The 14,652-nt window shown below is 63.7% G+C and carries 11 protein-coding genes; 9 read left to right on the forward strand and 2 right to left on the reverse strand.

The genetic code is table 11. The annotated features are described in order from the left end of the window. Window positions 1-26 precede the first annotated feature (26 nt). Window positions 27-683, reverse strand: coding sequence for an iron-sulfur cluster repair protein YtfE (gene ytfE / locus EKK97_RS00910; RefSeq protein ID WP_159548052.1), 657 nt, complete (start codon window positions 681-683; stop codon window positions 27-29). Between the two features lie 148 nt (window positions 684-831). Here ytfE and norR point away from each other — a divergent pair, with 148 nt between their 5' ends. From norR to EKK97_RS00930, 4 genes are all read left to right on the forward strand, one after another. After that, window positions 832-2,388, forward strand: a complete 1,557-nt coding sequence (gene norR, locus EKK97_RS00915; RefSeq protein WP_159548054.1) for a nitric oxide reductase transcriptional regulator NorR — start codon at window positions 832-834, stop codon at window positions 2,386-2,388. 216 nt (window positions 2,389-2,604) lie between these two features. Then, window positions 2,605-3,087 (forward strand): ubiquinone anaerobic biosynthesis accessory factor UbiT, encoded by a 483-nt coding sequence (gene ubiT, locus EKK97_RS00920; RefSeq protein WP_159548056.1) that lies wholly within the window; start codon window positions 2,605-2,607, stop codon window positions 3,085-3,087. Window positions 3,088-3,124: 37 nt separating this feature from the next. Beyond that, entirely contained in the window at window positions 3,125-5,236 is a 2,112-nt protein-coding gene (locus EKK97_RS00925) for an adenosylcobalamin-dependent ribonucleoside-diphosphate reductase (protein WP_159548058.1), read from the forward strand. Window positions 5,237-5,425: 189 nt separating this feature from the next. Next, window positions 5,426-6,181: a ribonucleoside-diphosphate reductase gene (locus EKK97_RS00930; protein ID WP_159548060.1), complete on the forward strand. Its 756-nt coding sequence runs from the start codon at window positions 5,426-5,428 to the stop codon at window positions 6,179-6,181. Window positions 6,182-6,261: 80 nt separating this feature from the next. On the opposite strand, the gene EKK97_RS00935 is transcribed toward EKK97_RS00930, so the two are convergent. Continuing rightward, the gene (locus tag EKK97_RS00935; RefSeq protein ID WP_159548062.1) at window positions 6,262-7,017 is read right to left on the reverse strand and encodes a DeoR/GlpR family DNA-binding transcription regulator; all 756 of its coding nucleotides are present in this window, start codon (window positions 7,015-7,017) and stop codon (window positions 6,262-6,264) included. Window positions 7,018-7,347: 330 nt separating this feature from the next. Here EKK97_RS00935 and EKK97_RS00940 point away from each other — a divergent pair, with 330 nt between their 5' ends. The 5 genes from EKK97_RS00940 (at window position 7,348) to EKK97_RS00960 (ending at window position 14,648) form a co-directional block, all read left to right on the forward strand. After that, complete coding sequence (locus EKK97_RS00940; protein WP_159548064.1) at window positions 7,348-7,785, forward strand: low molecular weight protein-tyrosine-phosphatase; 438 nt, start codon at window positions 7,348-7,350, stop codon at window positions 7,783-7,785. A gap of 504 nt (window positions 7,786-8,289) precedes the next feature. After that, window positions 8,290-9,366 carry a polysaccharide export protein gene (locus EKK97_RS00945; RefSeq protein ID WP_201297084.1) on the forward strand — a complete coding sequence of 359 codons (1,077 nt, stop codon included), beginning with the start codon at window positions 8,290-8,292 and terminating at the stop codon, window positions 9,364-9,366. A 42-nt stretch (window positions 9,367-9,408) separates the two neighbouring features. Next, window positions 9,409-11,664 (forward strand): polysaccharide biosynthesis tyrosine autokinase, encoded by a 2,256-nt coding sequence (locus tag EKK97_RS00950; protein WP_159548066.1) that lies wholly within the window; start codon window positions 9,409-9,411, stop codon window positions 11,662-11,664. A 6-nt stretch (window positions 11,665-11,670) separates the two neighbouring features. Next, a complete protein-coding gene (locus tag EKK97_RS00955; RefSeq protein ID WP_159548068.1) occupies window positions 11,671-13,473 on the forward strand; it encodes an ABC transporter ATP-binding protein in 1,803 nt (600 codons plus the stop codon). A gap of 20 nt (window positions 13,474-13,493) precedes the next feature. After that, window positions 13,494-14,648 carry a hypothetical protein gene (locus tag EKK97_RS00960; protein WP_159548070.1) on the forward strand — a complete coding sequence of 385 codons (1,155 nt, stop codon included), beginning with the start codon at window positions 13,494-13,496 and terminating at the stop codon, window positions 14,646-14,648. Window positions 14,649-14,652: the final 4 nt, after the last annotated feature.

Here is a 14,652-nt window from a genome sequence, read left to right on the forward strand (position 1 = left end):
GGCGGGCGCGGGCAACAAGGCAGGGTTCAACCGGCCCGTTCGAACAGCAGGTTGTTCTCCAGGTGGATGTGCTCCATCAGGTCCTCGCGGAATTCGCGCAGGCCGGTGTAGAGGGCGCGCCAGGTGGTGCAGGCGCCCTTGGGCGGGGTGATGTCGTCGGTGAGCCGCATTACCTGCTCCAGGTTCTCGCCGTGATCGTCGTGCTCGTGGCGCATCACCGCGATCGGCCCCTGGGCCTGGGCGGCCATGCCGTTGCGCAGCATGGGGAACAGGATCTGCTCCTCCTTCTGCATGTGGCTCTCCATTTCCTGGTGAATGACCATCAGCAGGTCGGCCAGCCCGTTGGGGCAGGTGTCGCGATCGCCATGAACCTGCTCCACCCGGCGCGCCATGCGGATCAGCTCGGGCAACTGCTGGCGGTGCACGTCGTGGTAGCGGGTCAGGATATGGTCGATCAGCTCGGCGTTGCTGGCCTCGCGCCAGTCGTGCTGCTCGCTGCTGGCGGCCGGCAGCGCCTCGAGTTCAGCGACCAGCTTGTCGACATGCAGGCCGGCGCGCTCGGCGGCCTGGCGCAGGCTGATGCGCCCACCGCAGCAGAAGTCGATATGGTGGCTATGGAAGATGCGGGTGGCACCGGGAAGCGACAGGGCGATGCGGCCAACGGTCTGTTCCAGCAGGTTCATGCGGCATACCTCGATGATGGATGACACTCTGACAGAGCAATCGCCATGCCACTTTTTCACTCCTTTTTTATCAATGGGTTGCTGTTTGGATGGTAAATTTCACCTTGCTCGGTTAAGGTGATTTCTACCTTGTAAGGTGTTTTTTACCATGCTGGACGATTCTCTCCTCGCCGACCTCACCGCCGACCTGCCCAGTGTCGTGCGCCTGCAGCGTCTGGTACGTACCCTGCGTGAGGGCTTCCGCTGCGGCGCGGTGTGCCTGCTGCGGTTGCAGGATGACGTGCTGGCGCCGGTGGCGGTGGAGGGGCTGGTGCGCGAAGCGTTGGGGCGACGCTTCGAGGTGGCCCGTCATCCGCGTCTTGCCGCCATTCTCACGAGCCGCCGCTCGACCCTGTTCCCGCCGGACTCCAGCCTGCCCGACCCCTACGACGGCCTGGTCGAGCAGCAGCCGGGAGAGCCGCTGCACGTGCACGATTGCATGGGTATCAGCCTGCACGTCGAAGGGGAGCCGTGGGGCGTGCTGACCCTGGACGCCCTGGTGGCAGGTACCTTTGACGAGGCTGCACGCACGGCGCTGGAGCGCTACGCACTGCTGGTCGAGGCTGCGGTACGCGTCTCGCGCCTGGAACAGGAAGTGCGCGCGCTGCGCATGGCGAACCACGGCGTGATCCCGCATGCCGAGCCGGGCGAGGGTGGCGAAATTCTCGGCCATAGCACCGGGCTGCAGCGCCTGCTGAACGAACTCGACGTGGTGGCGGAATCCGACCTGCCGGTGCTGCTGATGGGCGAGACCGGGGTGGGCAAGGAGCTGTTCGCCCGGCGTCTGCACCAGCGCTCGCCACGGCGCGAGCAGCCATTGGTGCAGGTCAACTGTGCGGCACTGCCCGAGACCCTGGCCGAGAGTGAGCTGTTTGGCCACGTGAAAGGGGCCTTCTCCGGTGCCACGGCGGATCGTGCGGGCCGCTTCGAGGCCGCCGACGGTGGCACCCTGTTCCTCGACGAGGTGGGCGAGCTGCCGCTGGCAATCCAGGCCAAGCTGCTGCGTGCGCTGCAGAACGGCGAGGTGCAGCGCCTGGGCGAGGATACCCCGCGCCGGGTCGATGTGCGCATCATTGCCGCCACCAACCGCCGGCTGGCCGACGGCGTGCGCGAAGGCCACTTTCGTGCCGATCTCTATCACCGGTTGTCGGTCTATCCGGTGGCGATCCCACCGCTGCGCGAGCGCGACAGTGACGTGCTGGTGCTGGCCGGTCACTTTCTCGAGATCAACCGTGCCCGGCTCGGCGTGCGCAGCCTGCGCCTGGCGCCGGCGGCCGAGGCGGCGCTGCTGGCCTACGCCTGGCCGGGCAACGTGCGTGAACTCGAGCACGTCATCAGCCGGGCGGCGATCAAGGCGCTGGGGCATGGCGCCCGGCGCGACGATATCGTTACCCTCGAGCCGGAGTGGCTCGACCTGTCTTATGGCGAAACGTTGAAGGGCGAAACGTTGAAAGCCAGTCGCGACGAATCCGCTGTCCCTGGTGTGGAGCCGAGTGTGGCAACGAACGACATCGAGCCGCTGCGCAGCCAGGTCGAATCCGCGCAGCGGCGGGCGATTCGCCAGGCCTTGGCGGCGAGCGGCGACAACTGGGCGAATGCCGCCCGGAGGCTTGCCGTTGACCCCAGCAACCTTCACAAGTTGGCACGTCGCTTGGGGATCAAGTAGTTATCGGATTGCAAGCGTTAGCGTTAAAAATAAAACCCAGATATGGTGCTTGATCCCCTAGACTTGGCTATATATGGTAGCCAAGGCCCCGGTTGGGGGCATTGGCACAGGCTTGACGCATATCAGTGCAGGCAGGCGGCGTCGAGCTTAGGATGATCGGTTTCATGGCCACCTGGCCGCACCGAATCCATGGGTTCGCTTCACCGGAGAGTCGCTATGCTTCCTCTTTCTCTGTCGCGCTTGCCACGCCCCCCGGCCCCGACTCGACTGATTCGTGCCATCGATCCCCGCGTGCCGCTTGCGGTGAAGCGTCAACTGATCGAGCCGCTGCTCAACCGTACCTTCGCCGAGCCTCTGGCAGAGGGCGAGTTCGATGTGCTCGAAGGGCGGCGCATCTCGCTGCACATCGAGGACCTGGGCGTGGCGCTGACGCTGACCCTCGATGCGGAGCGCTTCCGGCTCAGCCCGGAGGCGGGCGAAGCCACCATCCGCGGCGGCTGGCGCGAGTTCCTGTGCCTGGCGACCCGGCGCGAGGATCCCGACGCGCTGTTCTTCCAGCGCCGGCTGGTGATCGAGGGCGATACCGAGCTCGGCCTGATGGTCAAGAACCTGCTCGACAGCCGCGAGGAGGGCCTGGCCCAGGGCCGGCTCGGGGAATGGCTGGCACGCTTCGAGCGCATGGCGCGCCAGGAACGTTGAACGATTTGAACTTTTGACCCTGACTGGAGATCCCTGCATGAGTACTTCCACCAAGGCCGTCAAGACATCCCACGAGGTGCCTATGCAAGCGCCCTCACGCGATATCTGGGACTCCAAGTATCGGCTCAAGGATCGTCATGGCCGGCCCGTCGACAAGGACGTGGCGGCGACCTGGGATCGCGTTGCGCGTGCCCTGGCCGCGGTGGAAGGCGACAAGGCCGAGGAGTGGCTGCCCAAGTTCCGCTGGGCGCTGGAGAACGGCGCCATTCCCGCCGGACGCATCATGTCCAACGCCGGCGCCGAGGACTACAAGCCGGCGGTGAGCCTGATCAACTGCACCGTCTCGCGCACCATCCGCGACTCCATGCATGACATCCTCTCCTCGGTAGTGGATGCCGGCATGACCCTCAAGGCGGGCTGCGGCATCGGCTACGAGTTCTCCACCCTGCGTCACAAGGGCGCCTTCGTGTTCGGCGCCGGCGCCGGCACCAACGGCCCGCTGGCGTTCATGGATATCTACGACAAGATGTGCTTCACGGTGGCCTCGGCGGGCGGTCGCCGCGGCGCCCAGATGGGCACCTTCGACGTCGGCCACCCCGACGTGCGCAGCTTCATCGAGGCCAAGCGCGAAGCCGGCCGGCTGCGCCAGTTCAACCTCTCGCTGCTGATCACCGACGAGTTCATGGAAGCGGTGAAGAACGACGCCGACTGGCCGCTGGCCTTCCCGCTGCACGCCGGCGAGAAGGAGGACGTCAAGCCCGAGGACCTGATCTACCGCGACTGGCCGGTGATCGAGGAGGGTTACAGCGTTGACGCCGAAGGCCGCGTGGCCTGCCGTATCGTCGAGGTGATCAAGGCCCGCGAGCTGTGGGACACCATCATGCGTTCCACCTACGACTTCGCCGAGCCGGGCTTCATCCTGATCGACCAGGTCAACCGCATGAATAACAACTGGTTCTGCGAGGAGATCCGCGCCACCAACCCCTGCGGCGAGCAGCCCCTGCCGCCGGAAGGTGCCTGCCTGCTCGGTTCGGTCAACCTGACCCGCTTCGTCATCGACCCCTTCGGCAAGAAGCCGCGCTTCGACTGGGAGCGCTACCGCCAGGTGGTGGCGATCTTCACCCGTATGCTCGACAACGTGGTCGAGATCAGCGGTCTGCCCCTTGAGGGCCAGCGCCGCGAGATCGAGGCCAAGCGCCGTCACGGCATGGGCTTCCTCGGCCTCGGCTCGACCCTGACCATGCTCAAGATCCCCTATGGCTCCGCCGAGTCGCTGGCCTTCACCGAGGAAGTGAGCCGCAACCTGGCCCTCGAGGGCTGGAAGCAGGCGCTGGAACTCTCCCGCGAGAAGGGCATGGCGCCGATACTGGCCGAGGACTTCGAGATCACGCCGAAGATGATGCGCGAGCGCCCGGAGTTGGCGAAGGACGGCTATGAGATCGGTGATAAGGTGCCGGGGCGCATCCTGCACGCCCGCTACAGCCGCTACATGCAGAAGGTCGCCGAGGTGGAGCCGGAGCTGGTCGCGGCGCTGGCCGAGCACGGCGCGCGTTTCACCCACCACAGTTCCATCGCACCGACCGGCACCATCTCGCTGTCGCTGGGCAACAACGCCTCCAACGGCATCGAGCCGTCGTTCTCGCACCGCTACTTCCGCAACGTGATCCAGTCGGGCAAGAAGACCAAGGAGCAGGTGGAAGTGGTCTCCTTCGAACTGGCGGCCTACCGCCACTTCATCGCCAGCGACGCGGTGGAGAGCGACCTGCCGGATTATTTCATCACCGCCGACGCGGTCAGCCCCAAGCAGCACGTGGCGGTACAGGCGGCGGCCCAGGTGTGGGTCGACTCGGCCATCTCCAAGACGGTCAACGTGCCCACCGAGTTTCCCTTCGAGCAGTTCAAGGATCTCTACCTTGACGCCTACGAGAGCAAGCTCAAGGGCTGCACCACCTTCCGCTTCAACCCCGAGGCGTTCCAGGGCGTGCTGGTGCGCGAGGACGATCTCAAGAACACCACCTACGTGTTCGAGCTGGAGAATGGCGAGACGCTGGAGCTCAAGGGCGACGAGAAGGTGATCTACGACGGCGAGGAGCACAACGCAGCGAACCTGTATGACGCGCTGAAGGAAGGCACTTATGGCAAATGGTAAGTCTGTGCCCTTCCAACGGCCGGTAGCGAGGGGCGCCGGGGACACGTCGAAGAGGAGGTCCGACACCATGGATGGTATCGGTAGCGTACAGGGAAGTATTCACAGCGCCTCCTCGCAGACGTGTCGCCGGATCAGCCCCGAGCGAGCGAAGCTGCGCGTCTTTGAATTCCTTTCCGCAGGAGCCCCGTGATGGCCGTCGAAATCAAGTCCAAGATCGTTTCCTACAGCGTCAAGAAGGCGGTGGAAGCGCCGCCGCTGGCCGACGAGAACCCACTCACGGTACGTATCCCCTCGCGTCCCGAGGGCACCCTCGAGGCCGTTTCAGAGAAGATCTCCTACGTCGGCGCCGAGGGCCGCAAGAAGGTCTACCTGTTGGTCTCCTTCATGCCGGTGGAGGGCGTGCTCGACGGCAAGCGCGTGGTGATCGAGCGTCCGGTGGAGTTCTTCTTCCCCTCCGGCCAGCTCTCCAGCGAACACCAGTGGATCACCGCCACCATGCGCAGCCTGTCGCTGGCCGCCCGCGGCGGCTACGTCACCCAGGCGGTGGCCGACCTGCGCAAGGTGGCGTGGGACAAGGGCCTGGTGCGCTGCGGCATGAACCGCTGGGGCAAGCCGATGTTCCACGACTCCGAGGTGGCGGCCATCGCCTGGTCGATCCAGCAGATCCTCTACCGCCGCGGCTTCCTCGACCAGGACGGCAACCAGGTGCCGGTGGAGGAGCTGGTGCGCCGCTACGCCCACCGCCTGACCCACGGCCACCCCTGGCAGCCGCCCACGCCGGAAGAGGAAGCGCAGGCCGAGCAGCAGGCCAAGGCGGCAGTCGCCGAAGAGAAAGGCGATGGCCCCACCGTGGTCGGTCACTGCCCGGAGTGCCGCGGCGAGCTGATCATGATGGATGGGTGTCCGACGTGCTATGCGGGCTGTGGCTGGTCCAAGTGCGGGTAGGCTTGGACGAAAACTGGCTGCGCTCGGCCATTACCACCACTCCAGAAGCCGGACGTGTTCCGGCTTCGTCGTGTCCGGGGTCAGGCGGCGACGATCCTGGGGCCGCCGTTGGTCTGCGGCAGTGCCATGTCGCCGTCGGTGATGACCACGTCGAAGTCGTCGAGGCGGGCGAAGTAGGCAGGGCGCACCTGGCCGATCTTGCTCTCGTCTACCACCAGCAGGCGTTGCTCGGCGCAGGCGATGGCGGCCTGCTTGGGAGCGACCTCGTGGAAGTGGAAGCAGCTGACGCCGCGTTCGGCGTGCACGCCGGCGGCGGAAATGAAGGCGCGGTTGATGCCCAGGCGCTTGATCGCCGCGCTCATGTCGTCGCTGCCGAAGGACTGAGAGCTGGCATGGTAGAGGCCACCCAAAAGTACCAGGCGCACCTCGGACATCAGGCTGACCGCGTTGGCCACGTTGAGGGCGTAGGTCACCACGGTGAGGCGTTCGCGGGTGGCGAGCTGGCTCACCAGGGGGAGCAGGGTGGTGCCGCAGTCGATGAACAGGGTGTCGCCATCGGCAATGAAACCGGCGGCGCGTTCGCAGAGACGACGCTTGGCCAGGGCATGGCTGTCCTTCTGCACGTCGACGTCGTAGACCGGGGCATAGTGCGGATGGTTGGCCATCACCAGGCGTCCGCCGAGCAGGGTCATGGCGCCATCGCTTGCGGCCAAGTCGCGGCGAATGGTCATTTCCGAGACACCGCAGAGGCGGGCGGCCTCGCGGAGATGGATGGTACCGCCACCGGCAAGCGCCTGCTGTAGACGGGCCAGGCGCATGGCGCTGCGGTCTTTCATTCCCTGCTCCCCACCTTGGTCACTGCTTCGAAAGCCTCACTCAATGAGAATGCCGACAAACTACTGCGCTCGCCCATGCGGCGTTGAAAACCTTTTCAAGATGCTCATTTACAGCCAGTAAACTGCGCTCTTTCAAAGGTTTTCGCCTTGCCTGGCCATCGCTCGCTACGTTTGTCAGTATCCTCAATGTCCCTCGCTCGAAGATCGCTTCGGCTGGTCCTATGCTGAGCCAGATGCCAATGTTTTTCCACTCATCATGGGCTGGACGCAGCGATAATCGGAAAGAACTCTTTTCTTGAGAGTACTACGTTTCTTGAGAGTACTACGTTCATGATCCACTCCATCCTAGTGGTCTGTCGCGGCAATATCTGTCGCAGTCCCGTAGCGGCGGCGATGCTCCAGCGCCAGTTGCCCCGCTGCCGCGTGAGTTCGGCCGGGTTGGCCGCCTTGACCGATCGAGGCGTCGAGCCCAGTGCGCGAGCGCTTGCCGAAGCCGAGGGGCTCGACGTGTCCCGCCATGCGGCCCGGCAGCTCGAAGCGCAGCATCTGATGGAGGCAGACCTGGTACTGGTGATGAGCGAAGAGCAGCGGCGAGAGATCACCGAGCGCTGGCCCCAGGCGATGGGTAAGGTCATGCGTCTGGGGCACTGGCTTGCCCAGGGCCAGGGGTGCGATATTCCCGACCCTTATCGTCGCTCTGTGGAGACGTTTCGGCAGACGCACCAGCTCCTGGGCGACGCCGCCCGAGAGTGGATCAGGCGACTGTAGCGCCAGGGCCGTGCTCAAGGACTGACGTCCAACTGCTTGATGTTCCTTCGCAGTAGGTATCGTGGCTCTTGCCAAGGATCGCTTTGGCTCACTTTTCCTGCTGATTTTTCCTCATACGTTTTTTCCTGTCCTTCCATGCTTTTCTTAGCGTTTTTTTATTCCCCATTTTCAGCCCACGGCTGACCCAAAAACCATCTGGTGCCGTTGAAACGCCAATGTAACCTGAATGTATCTTTGGCTTCATCAAGGCGTCATGTTTTTTGCATCTGCGAAGTTACGAAATGTAACTACCAGGTCGGTGCCGCAACGAAGCCGGACAAGAAGAAAAGAATGGCTTCGGATGGCTGCCAGTGAATCCGGGGCGGTAGCGTGTCGATGGGATCCCGCAGGGGAGACGGAACAATGATGACGTTAGCGAACAGAGAAGGCATTTGGGCTCTTGACAGTTCGAATGGCCGCTCCCGGGCAGCGAGCAAAGCGAGATTTCTAGCTGCGTTGACGCTGATGATCGTGCTGATTTTCCTGGCTGGTTGCGCATACTCGCCGGGTGGCCATATCGATGAAAGGCGGCTTGACGAAGCGCTCGATGCGAGGGTCGACATACAGCCAATAACGCCAGAACTGGTCATGGGCATGAGGATTGTCGAGCCGGCTTCGAGGCCGCTTCCCGCCGAACTGCAGCGTGAACTCGAACAATATGAGTATCGTCTTGGGCCCGGTGACGTCGTCAGCGTCATCGTCTACGACCACCCGGAATTGACCATACCGGCCGGTAGCGAGCGCGCGGCGTCGGAAACCGGCAATCGGGTGCGCCCCGACGGGACTATGTTCTATCCCTATGTCGGCCGGGTGCAGGTGGCGGGAATGACGCTCGAGGAATTGCGTGGACTGATCACCCGCCGGCTTTCCGAGGTCATCACCAACCCGCAGGTGGAGGTTGGCATCGCCGCGTTCCGCTCGCAGAAGATCTATGTGAGCGGAGCCGTGGAACGCCCGGGAGTGCAGCCTCTGACCATCGTGCCGTTGACCGTTCTGGACGCCATCAGCGAAGCGGGCGGTGCGCGCAACGATGCCGACTGGCACAACGTGCTGCTCAACCGCGACGGGCGTGAGGAGCGCATCTCCTTGTTCGCCATGCTGCGCCAGGGCGATCTGACACAGAACCGTCTGCTGCGTGACGGCGATCTGTTGCACGTACCCACCTCCGAGAACCAGAACGTGGTGGTGCTTGGTCAGGTATTGAAGCCTGGAGCCATTGCGCTGGGCAACGAGCGCCTGTCGCTGACGGATGCTCTGGCCCGGGCCGGCGGCGTCAATGAGAGCCGGGCGCAACCCTCCGGTATCTTTGTAGTACGCGGAAATCCGCCGGAAAGCGAGAAATTGGCAACGGTCTATCAGCTGGATATCAGCGATGCAACACGCCTGATGCTGGGCACCAGATTCCCCCTGAATCCCCAAGATGTCGTCTATGTGACCTCAGCGCCGCTGGCACGTTGGAACAATGTCATCTCGCTGCTGATTCCTTCGGTGACACTGCCGGGTGATGTTGCCAGGTCGGTGGATAACGTCGGTGAACTGTAAGGCTTGCTTGTCTCGTTAAATCACGAGTAAAGAGGCATCGACATGACGATTTTTTCCAACCCGCCAGGATCTCCTCCGGCACCTTCCGAGAGCAGCGACATAAGCCTGAGGAAGCTGGTCGACGCGCTGAACGGCAGGAAATTTCTCCTACTTGGCAGCATCCTGGCATTCATGCTGGCGGGGTATTTTTATTCGAGTTCCCAGCCACGTATCTATCAATCCGATGCGCTGATCCAGGTCGAGAACCGGGCCGCGATATTGAGCCTTCTCGATTCGCTGGCCGGGGGTGAGCAGCTCGGCAACCCGACCGCGGCCGAGCTCGAGATACTTCAGTCGCGCATGGTCATGGGGGAAACCGTCGATCGGCTCGACCTGACGCTTAACATCGAGCCGCGCCGAATGCCATGGGTAGGCGACTTCCTGGTCAACCATGGCGTCCAGTACGCCTGGTTGGAACGTCTCGTACCCGAGTTCCTGCTCCAGCGTTTGCCGGGTGCCAAGGCGTCGTTGGGATCGCCTTATGTCTGGGCGGGAGAGACGCTACGGCTCTCCCGCTTCGAAACGCCGGTAGAGAACGAAGGCTGGCAGCACACTCTGAGGGTCACGGGTGAAGACACCTACGAGCTGTGGCTGGACGAGACGCTCCTGCTGAGCGGCCGAGCCGGCGAGACGGTCTCCAACGAACAGGGCTATCGCATATTCGTCAGCCAACTGGACGCCCATGCGGGGGCCGAGTTCCACGTCCGGCGCATGTCCCGGCTCAGTGCCATCGGTCAGCTCCAGCGGCGCTTCATGATCATGCCGCGCGGCAAGGACTCGGGCGTCTACCAGGTATTCCTGAACGGGCCGGATCGGATCCTGACCCAGCAGACGCTGGATACCATCACCGGGGTATTCCTGACCCAGAACGTGCAACGCCAGTCGGAGGAAGCCGAGAAACAGCTCGCCTTCCTCGACGAGCAGATTCCCCAGGTCAACGAGCTGTTGACGGAAGCGGAAAATCAACTGAACAGCTATCGTTCCCAGCGCGATTCCGTCGATCTCACCTTCGAAACCCAGAACCTGCTCACCCGGCTGGTAGCGGTCGAGAATCAGCTCACCGAACTGGCCTTGGCCGAAGCGGATCTGGCCGAGCGCTTCCGGCCGACGCATCCCAACTATCAAGCGCTGCTACGGCAGCGTTCACAGCTGCAGGCGGAGCGCGAGAGAATCAATGCTTTGGTCGGCGAGCTACCCGAAACCCAGCAGGAGGTACTGCGGCTGACCCGGGATACCCAGGTCAACCAGCAGGTCTACGTGCAACTGCTCAACCAGCGTCAGGAGATGCGCCTGCTCAAGGCCGGCACGGTGGGCAACGTGCGTATTCTCGACAATGCCGAAATGCAGCCGGGTATCATCTCGCCACGGGTTCCGCTCACTACGCTCATCAGTGGCTTGATCGGTGCGCTGCTGGCAGCGTTGGGCGTCATCCTGCGGCTGTTGCTGAGCCAGGCGGTCAAGAGCCCCGACCAGCTCGAGGAGATCGGGCTGCCGGTGTATGCCACGCTGCCTGACTCGGCGGGACAGGGCCGGCTCACGCGACGCATGCGGCTGGCCGGAGCGAAGCAGCAGCAGGATGTCTTCCGCGGCCTGCTGGCAGTGGAAGAGCCCGCAGAACTTTCCGTCGAGGCGCTGCGCAGCCTGCGTACCAGCCTCTACTTCGCCATGCTGGAGGCGGGCAACAACCGCCTGATGATTGCCGGGGCGGGGCCGGGGGTGGGCAAGAGCTTCGTGGCGGCCAATCTCGCGGTGGTGTGCGCCCAGGCCGGCCAGCGCGTGCTGCTGATCGATGCCGACATGCGGCGCGGTCGTCTGCACCATGCCTTTCACGTCAAGGGTGTACCGGGCCTCTCGGAGCTGCTGGCTCAGCGAATCGAGCGTGACGAGGCGATTCGAGCCAGTGAGGTGGAGGGTCTGGACTTCGTGACCCGGGGCACGGTGCCACCCAATCCTTCCGAGCTGCTGATGCAGCGCAGCTTCCATGACTTTCTCCAGGCCATGAGCGGCGTCTACGACCTGGTGGTGATCGACACGCCGCCGGTACTGGCGGTCACCGATGCGGCCGTCGTCGGCAAGTTGGCCGGCACCAGCCTGCTGGTGGTGCGCTTCGGTGTCAATCCGCCAGCCGAGATCAAGGCGGCCAAGCGCCGGTTGGAGAGTGCCGGGGTGCGGCTGAAGGGCGCAATCCTCAACGGTCTGGAAAAGCCGACCAGCAACCGCTATGGCCATTATGGCAACTACATCTATGCCTACCGGTGACAGCGCATGGTGACCCAACTGCGCGAGCTTTACTCCTTGCTGTCTCCGGGACAGCGGCGACGCCTGCTGCGGTTGCAGGGCCTTATCATCGTCATGGCCTTCGCCGAGATAGCCAGCGTCATCGCCATCGGACCCTTCATGGCGGTGGTGGGCGACATGAGCCGGCTTCAGGGCGAGGGCTGGCTGGCCCAGGCCTACCGATTGAGCGGCTTCGACAGCCCCGAGCGCTTTCTCTCGCTGCTGGGCGTCAGCGTGCTCGCGGTACTGCTGGTGGCGGCAATGTTCTCCATGTACACCACCTGGCGACTGTCGCTCTATGGCGCCCAGGTCGGTGCGGAGCTCTCCAGCCGGCTCTATCGCTACTACCTGCATCAGCCCTGGCTGTTCCATGCCGGTGGCAGCAGCAGTCGGCTGATCAACCGTGCTTCACAGGAAGTCCAGCGAGTCACCAACCGGGTGATCAACCCCTTCATGCAGCTCAATGCCAAGCTGGTCATGGTGACCTGCATGTCGCTCACCATCTTCCTCTACAACCCGGTCGTGGCGGCCAGCGGCATCCTGATCTTCATTGCCTCCTACCTATTGCTGTACAAGACGGTTCGGCGCTTTCTGATCTCCAATGGCCGGCGGGTATCACGCTCACAGGCCAAGCGCTTCAAGCTGATGACGGAGGGGTTCGGCGGGATCAAGGATCTGCTGTTGCTGCGTCGCCAGGCCACCTTCACCACTCAGTTCGACCGGGCCAGCCAGCAGGTGGCGCGCGGCCAGGGGGTGACCCAGGGCCTGAGCGAGGCGCCCCGCTATGCCATCGAGATGGTTGCCTTTGGCTCGGTGATCCTGCTGGTGCTCTATTTGCTGAATTCCCACCAGGGCAACCTGGGCACGATCCTGCCGGCGCTGTCGATCTATGCACTGGCGGGTTTCAAGATGCTGCCGGCCTATCAGAAGATGTACGGCGCCATCTCGCATATCCGCGGCAACCTGGCGGCCTACGAATCGATTCGCGAGGATCTGATCGCCAGTCAGGCGCATGCCGAGGCAGAGCTGGTGGGAACCCACGACAAGGTACTTCCGCTGGTGCCGCAGAGAAGCATTCGGCTCGAGGAGGTGCACTTTCACTACCCGGGCAAGCGCGTGGCGGCACTCAACGGCCTGAACCTGACCATTCCCGTTGGAGCCCGGGTGGGGCTGGTGGGGGCGTCCGGTTCCGGCAAGTCCACTGCCGTGGACTTGCTGCTGGGACTGATCCAGCCGCAGCAGGGCCGGATTCTGGTGGACGAGAGGCCGCTGACCGAGGAGACCCTGCCACGCTGGCAAGCCTGCATCGGTTTCGTGCCTCAGCACATCTTCCTGGCCGATGCCACCATTCTCGAGAACGTCGCCTTTGGCGTGCCGCGCGAGGAGATCGATGCAGGGCAGGTCGAAGAGGCGGTGCGCATGGCCCAGCTCGACGAACTGCTCGCTTCCTTGCCCGACGGGCTCGAAACCTATGTCGGCGAACGTGGCGTACAGCTCTCCGGCGGGCAGCGCCAGCGTATCGGGATCGCCCGGGCACTTTACCGCAACGCCCAAGTGCTAGTGCTCGACGAGGCCACCAGCGCCCTTGACGGCATCACCGAACAGCGCGTGATGGCCGACATTGCGGCTATCGCCGGTGGCAAGACTCTGGTGATGATCGCGCACCGCCTGACCACGGTGAAGGATTGCGATGTGATCCATATGGTCGACCAGGGGCGGGTCACCGACAGCGGTACCTACGACGAACTGGTCGCGCGCAATGTCGCGTTCCGCATGATGGCCAATCTCTAGCTCGCCCGGAGCCTATCGCCATGAACCTGATTGCTGCGGTGCTGCTGTTCTTCGGCCTTAGCCTGGCGAGTCTCTACGTCTTCCCCAGCGGGTTGCCCCAGCCCGCCGATTTCCTGTTGCTTGGCTTCGCGGGGCTGATGTCGCTGCTGGCACTGGGCGACAAACGGCTTGCGGCATCCTCCTTTGCCCTCTGCTGGGCGCTGATGGTGCTGTGGGTACTGCTGGTCTGCCTGGGCTGGGCGCTGGTCATGGAGAGTACGGCGTTTTTCATCTACCCCGCCTTCTATCTCTTCAACTTCCTGGTGGGCATGGCATTGCTGCGTTTTCTCAGCCTATCCGGCGAGATGGGGCGCAGCCTGGTGCGCAACGGGCTCTCCATCGCGCTGCTGGTGGCGGCGAGCCAGGTGCTGCTGCAACTCGGAGCGGGGGCGAACCGTACCACGGGGAGTTTCAACAACCCCAACCAGCTGGCCTACTTCTCGCTGTGTGGCATCGTCGTGCTCATGCTGCTGGATGATTTTCGCCCGCCGCTGCGTCCGCTGATGCTGGCTGGATTGGTGGCGGCCGTGATCAGCATTCTCGCGGCTTCATCCCTGGGGGCCATGGGCGGTGCGGTGCTGGTCGGCTTGGGCTGGGTGGTGGCCAATCTGGATCGACTGCACCGTTTCGCCAGGCTGTTGCTGGTGGTGCCGCTGATTCTGGTGGTGGTGGTGGTGGTGAACCTGAGTTCGGATGGCCAGGTGCAGAGCAATCTGCAGTCGCGCATGGATCGCGCCCCGGACAAGGTGGAGAACGCCTACGAGGAGCGCAAGTACGACCGGCTGGCCAACTTCCCGGAATACGCCATTCTGGGGGCGGCGGAGGGCGAGCGTCGTCGCTTCGCTCCCTATCACAACAGCGAAATCCACTCCTCCTACGGCAACATGCTGTTCGCCTATGGCATCCCCGGGTTTGGGCTGTTCCTGGCCGTGATCTTCCTCGCGCTGCGCAATGCGCCGGTCTACGTCTGGATGGGGGTGGCGGGGCCGCTAGTCTATTCGCTCACCCACAATGGGCTCCGCTCGACGCTGTTCTGGATGATGCTGGCGATCTGCTGGCACCTCTATCGACAGGGTTGGGTGAGGCTGCGGGACACGGTGGCTGCGGCACCGGACATTCCGGAACTCGAACGTTGATGAT

Origin of the sequence: Billgrantia tianxiuensis (assembly GCF_009834345.1) — a bacterium.
GTDB classification, from domain to species: Bacteria; Pseudomonadota; Gammaproteobacteria; order Pseudomonadales; family Halomonadaceae; genus Halomonas; species Halomonas tianxiuensis.

Coding starts and splice junctions, on each gene's coding strand:
- ytfE (WP_159548052.1), bottom strand. CDS start 683: ATGAACCTGCTGGAACAGACCGTTGGCCGCATCGCCCTGTCGCTTCCC.
- norR (WP_159548054.1), top strand. CDS start 832: ATGCTGGACGATTCTCTCCTCGCCGACCTCACCGCCGACCTGCCCAGT.
- ubiT (WP_159548056.1), top strand. CDS start 2,605: ATGCTTCCTCTTTCTCTGTCGCGCTTGCCACGCCCCCCGGCCCCGACT.
- EKK97_RS00925 (WP_159548058.1), top strand. CDS start 3,125: ATGAGTACTTCCACCAAGGCCGTCAAGACATCCCACGAGGTGCCTATG.
- EKK97_RS00930 (WP_159548060.1), top strand. CDS start 5,426: ATGGCCGTCGAAATCAAGTCCAAGATCGTTTCCTACAGCGTCAAGAAG.
- EKK97_RS00935 (WP_159548062.1), bottom strand. CDS start 7,017: ATGAAAGACCGCAGCGCCATGCGCCTGGCCCGTCTACAGCAGGCGCTT.
- EKK97_RS00940 (WP_159548064.1), top strand. CDS start 7,348: ATGATCCACTCCATCCTAGTGGTCTGTCGCGGCAATATCTGTCGCAGT.
- EKK97_RS00945 (WP_201297084.1), top strand. CDS start 8,290: ATGATCGTGCTGATTTTCCTGGCTGGTTGCGCATACTCGCCGGGTGGC.
- EKK97_RS00950 (WP_159548066.1), top strand. CDS start 9,409: ATGACGATTTTTTCCAACCCGCCAGGATCTCCTCCGGCACCTTCCGAG.
- EKK97_RS00955 (WP_159548068.1), top strand. CDS start 11,671: ATGGTGACCCAACTGCGCGAGCTTTACTCCTTGCTGTCTCCGGGACAG.
- EKK97_RS00960 (WP_159548070.1), top strand. CDS start 13,494: ATGAACCTGATTGCTGCGGTGCTGCTGTTCTTCGGCCTTAGCCTGGCG.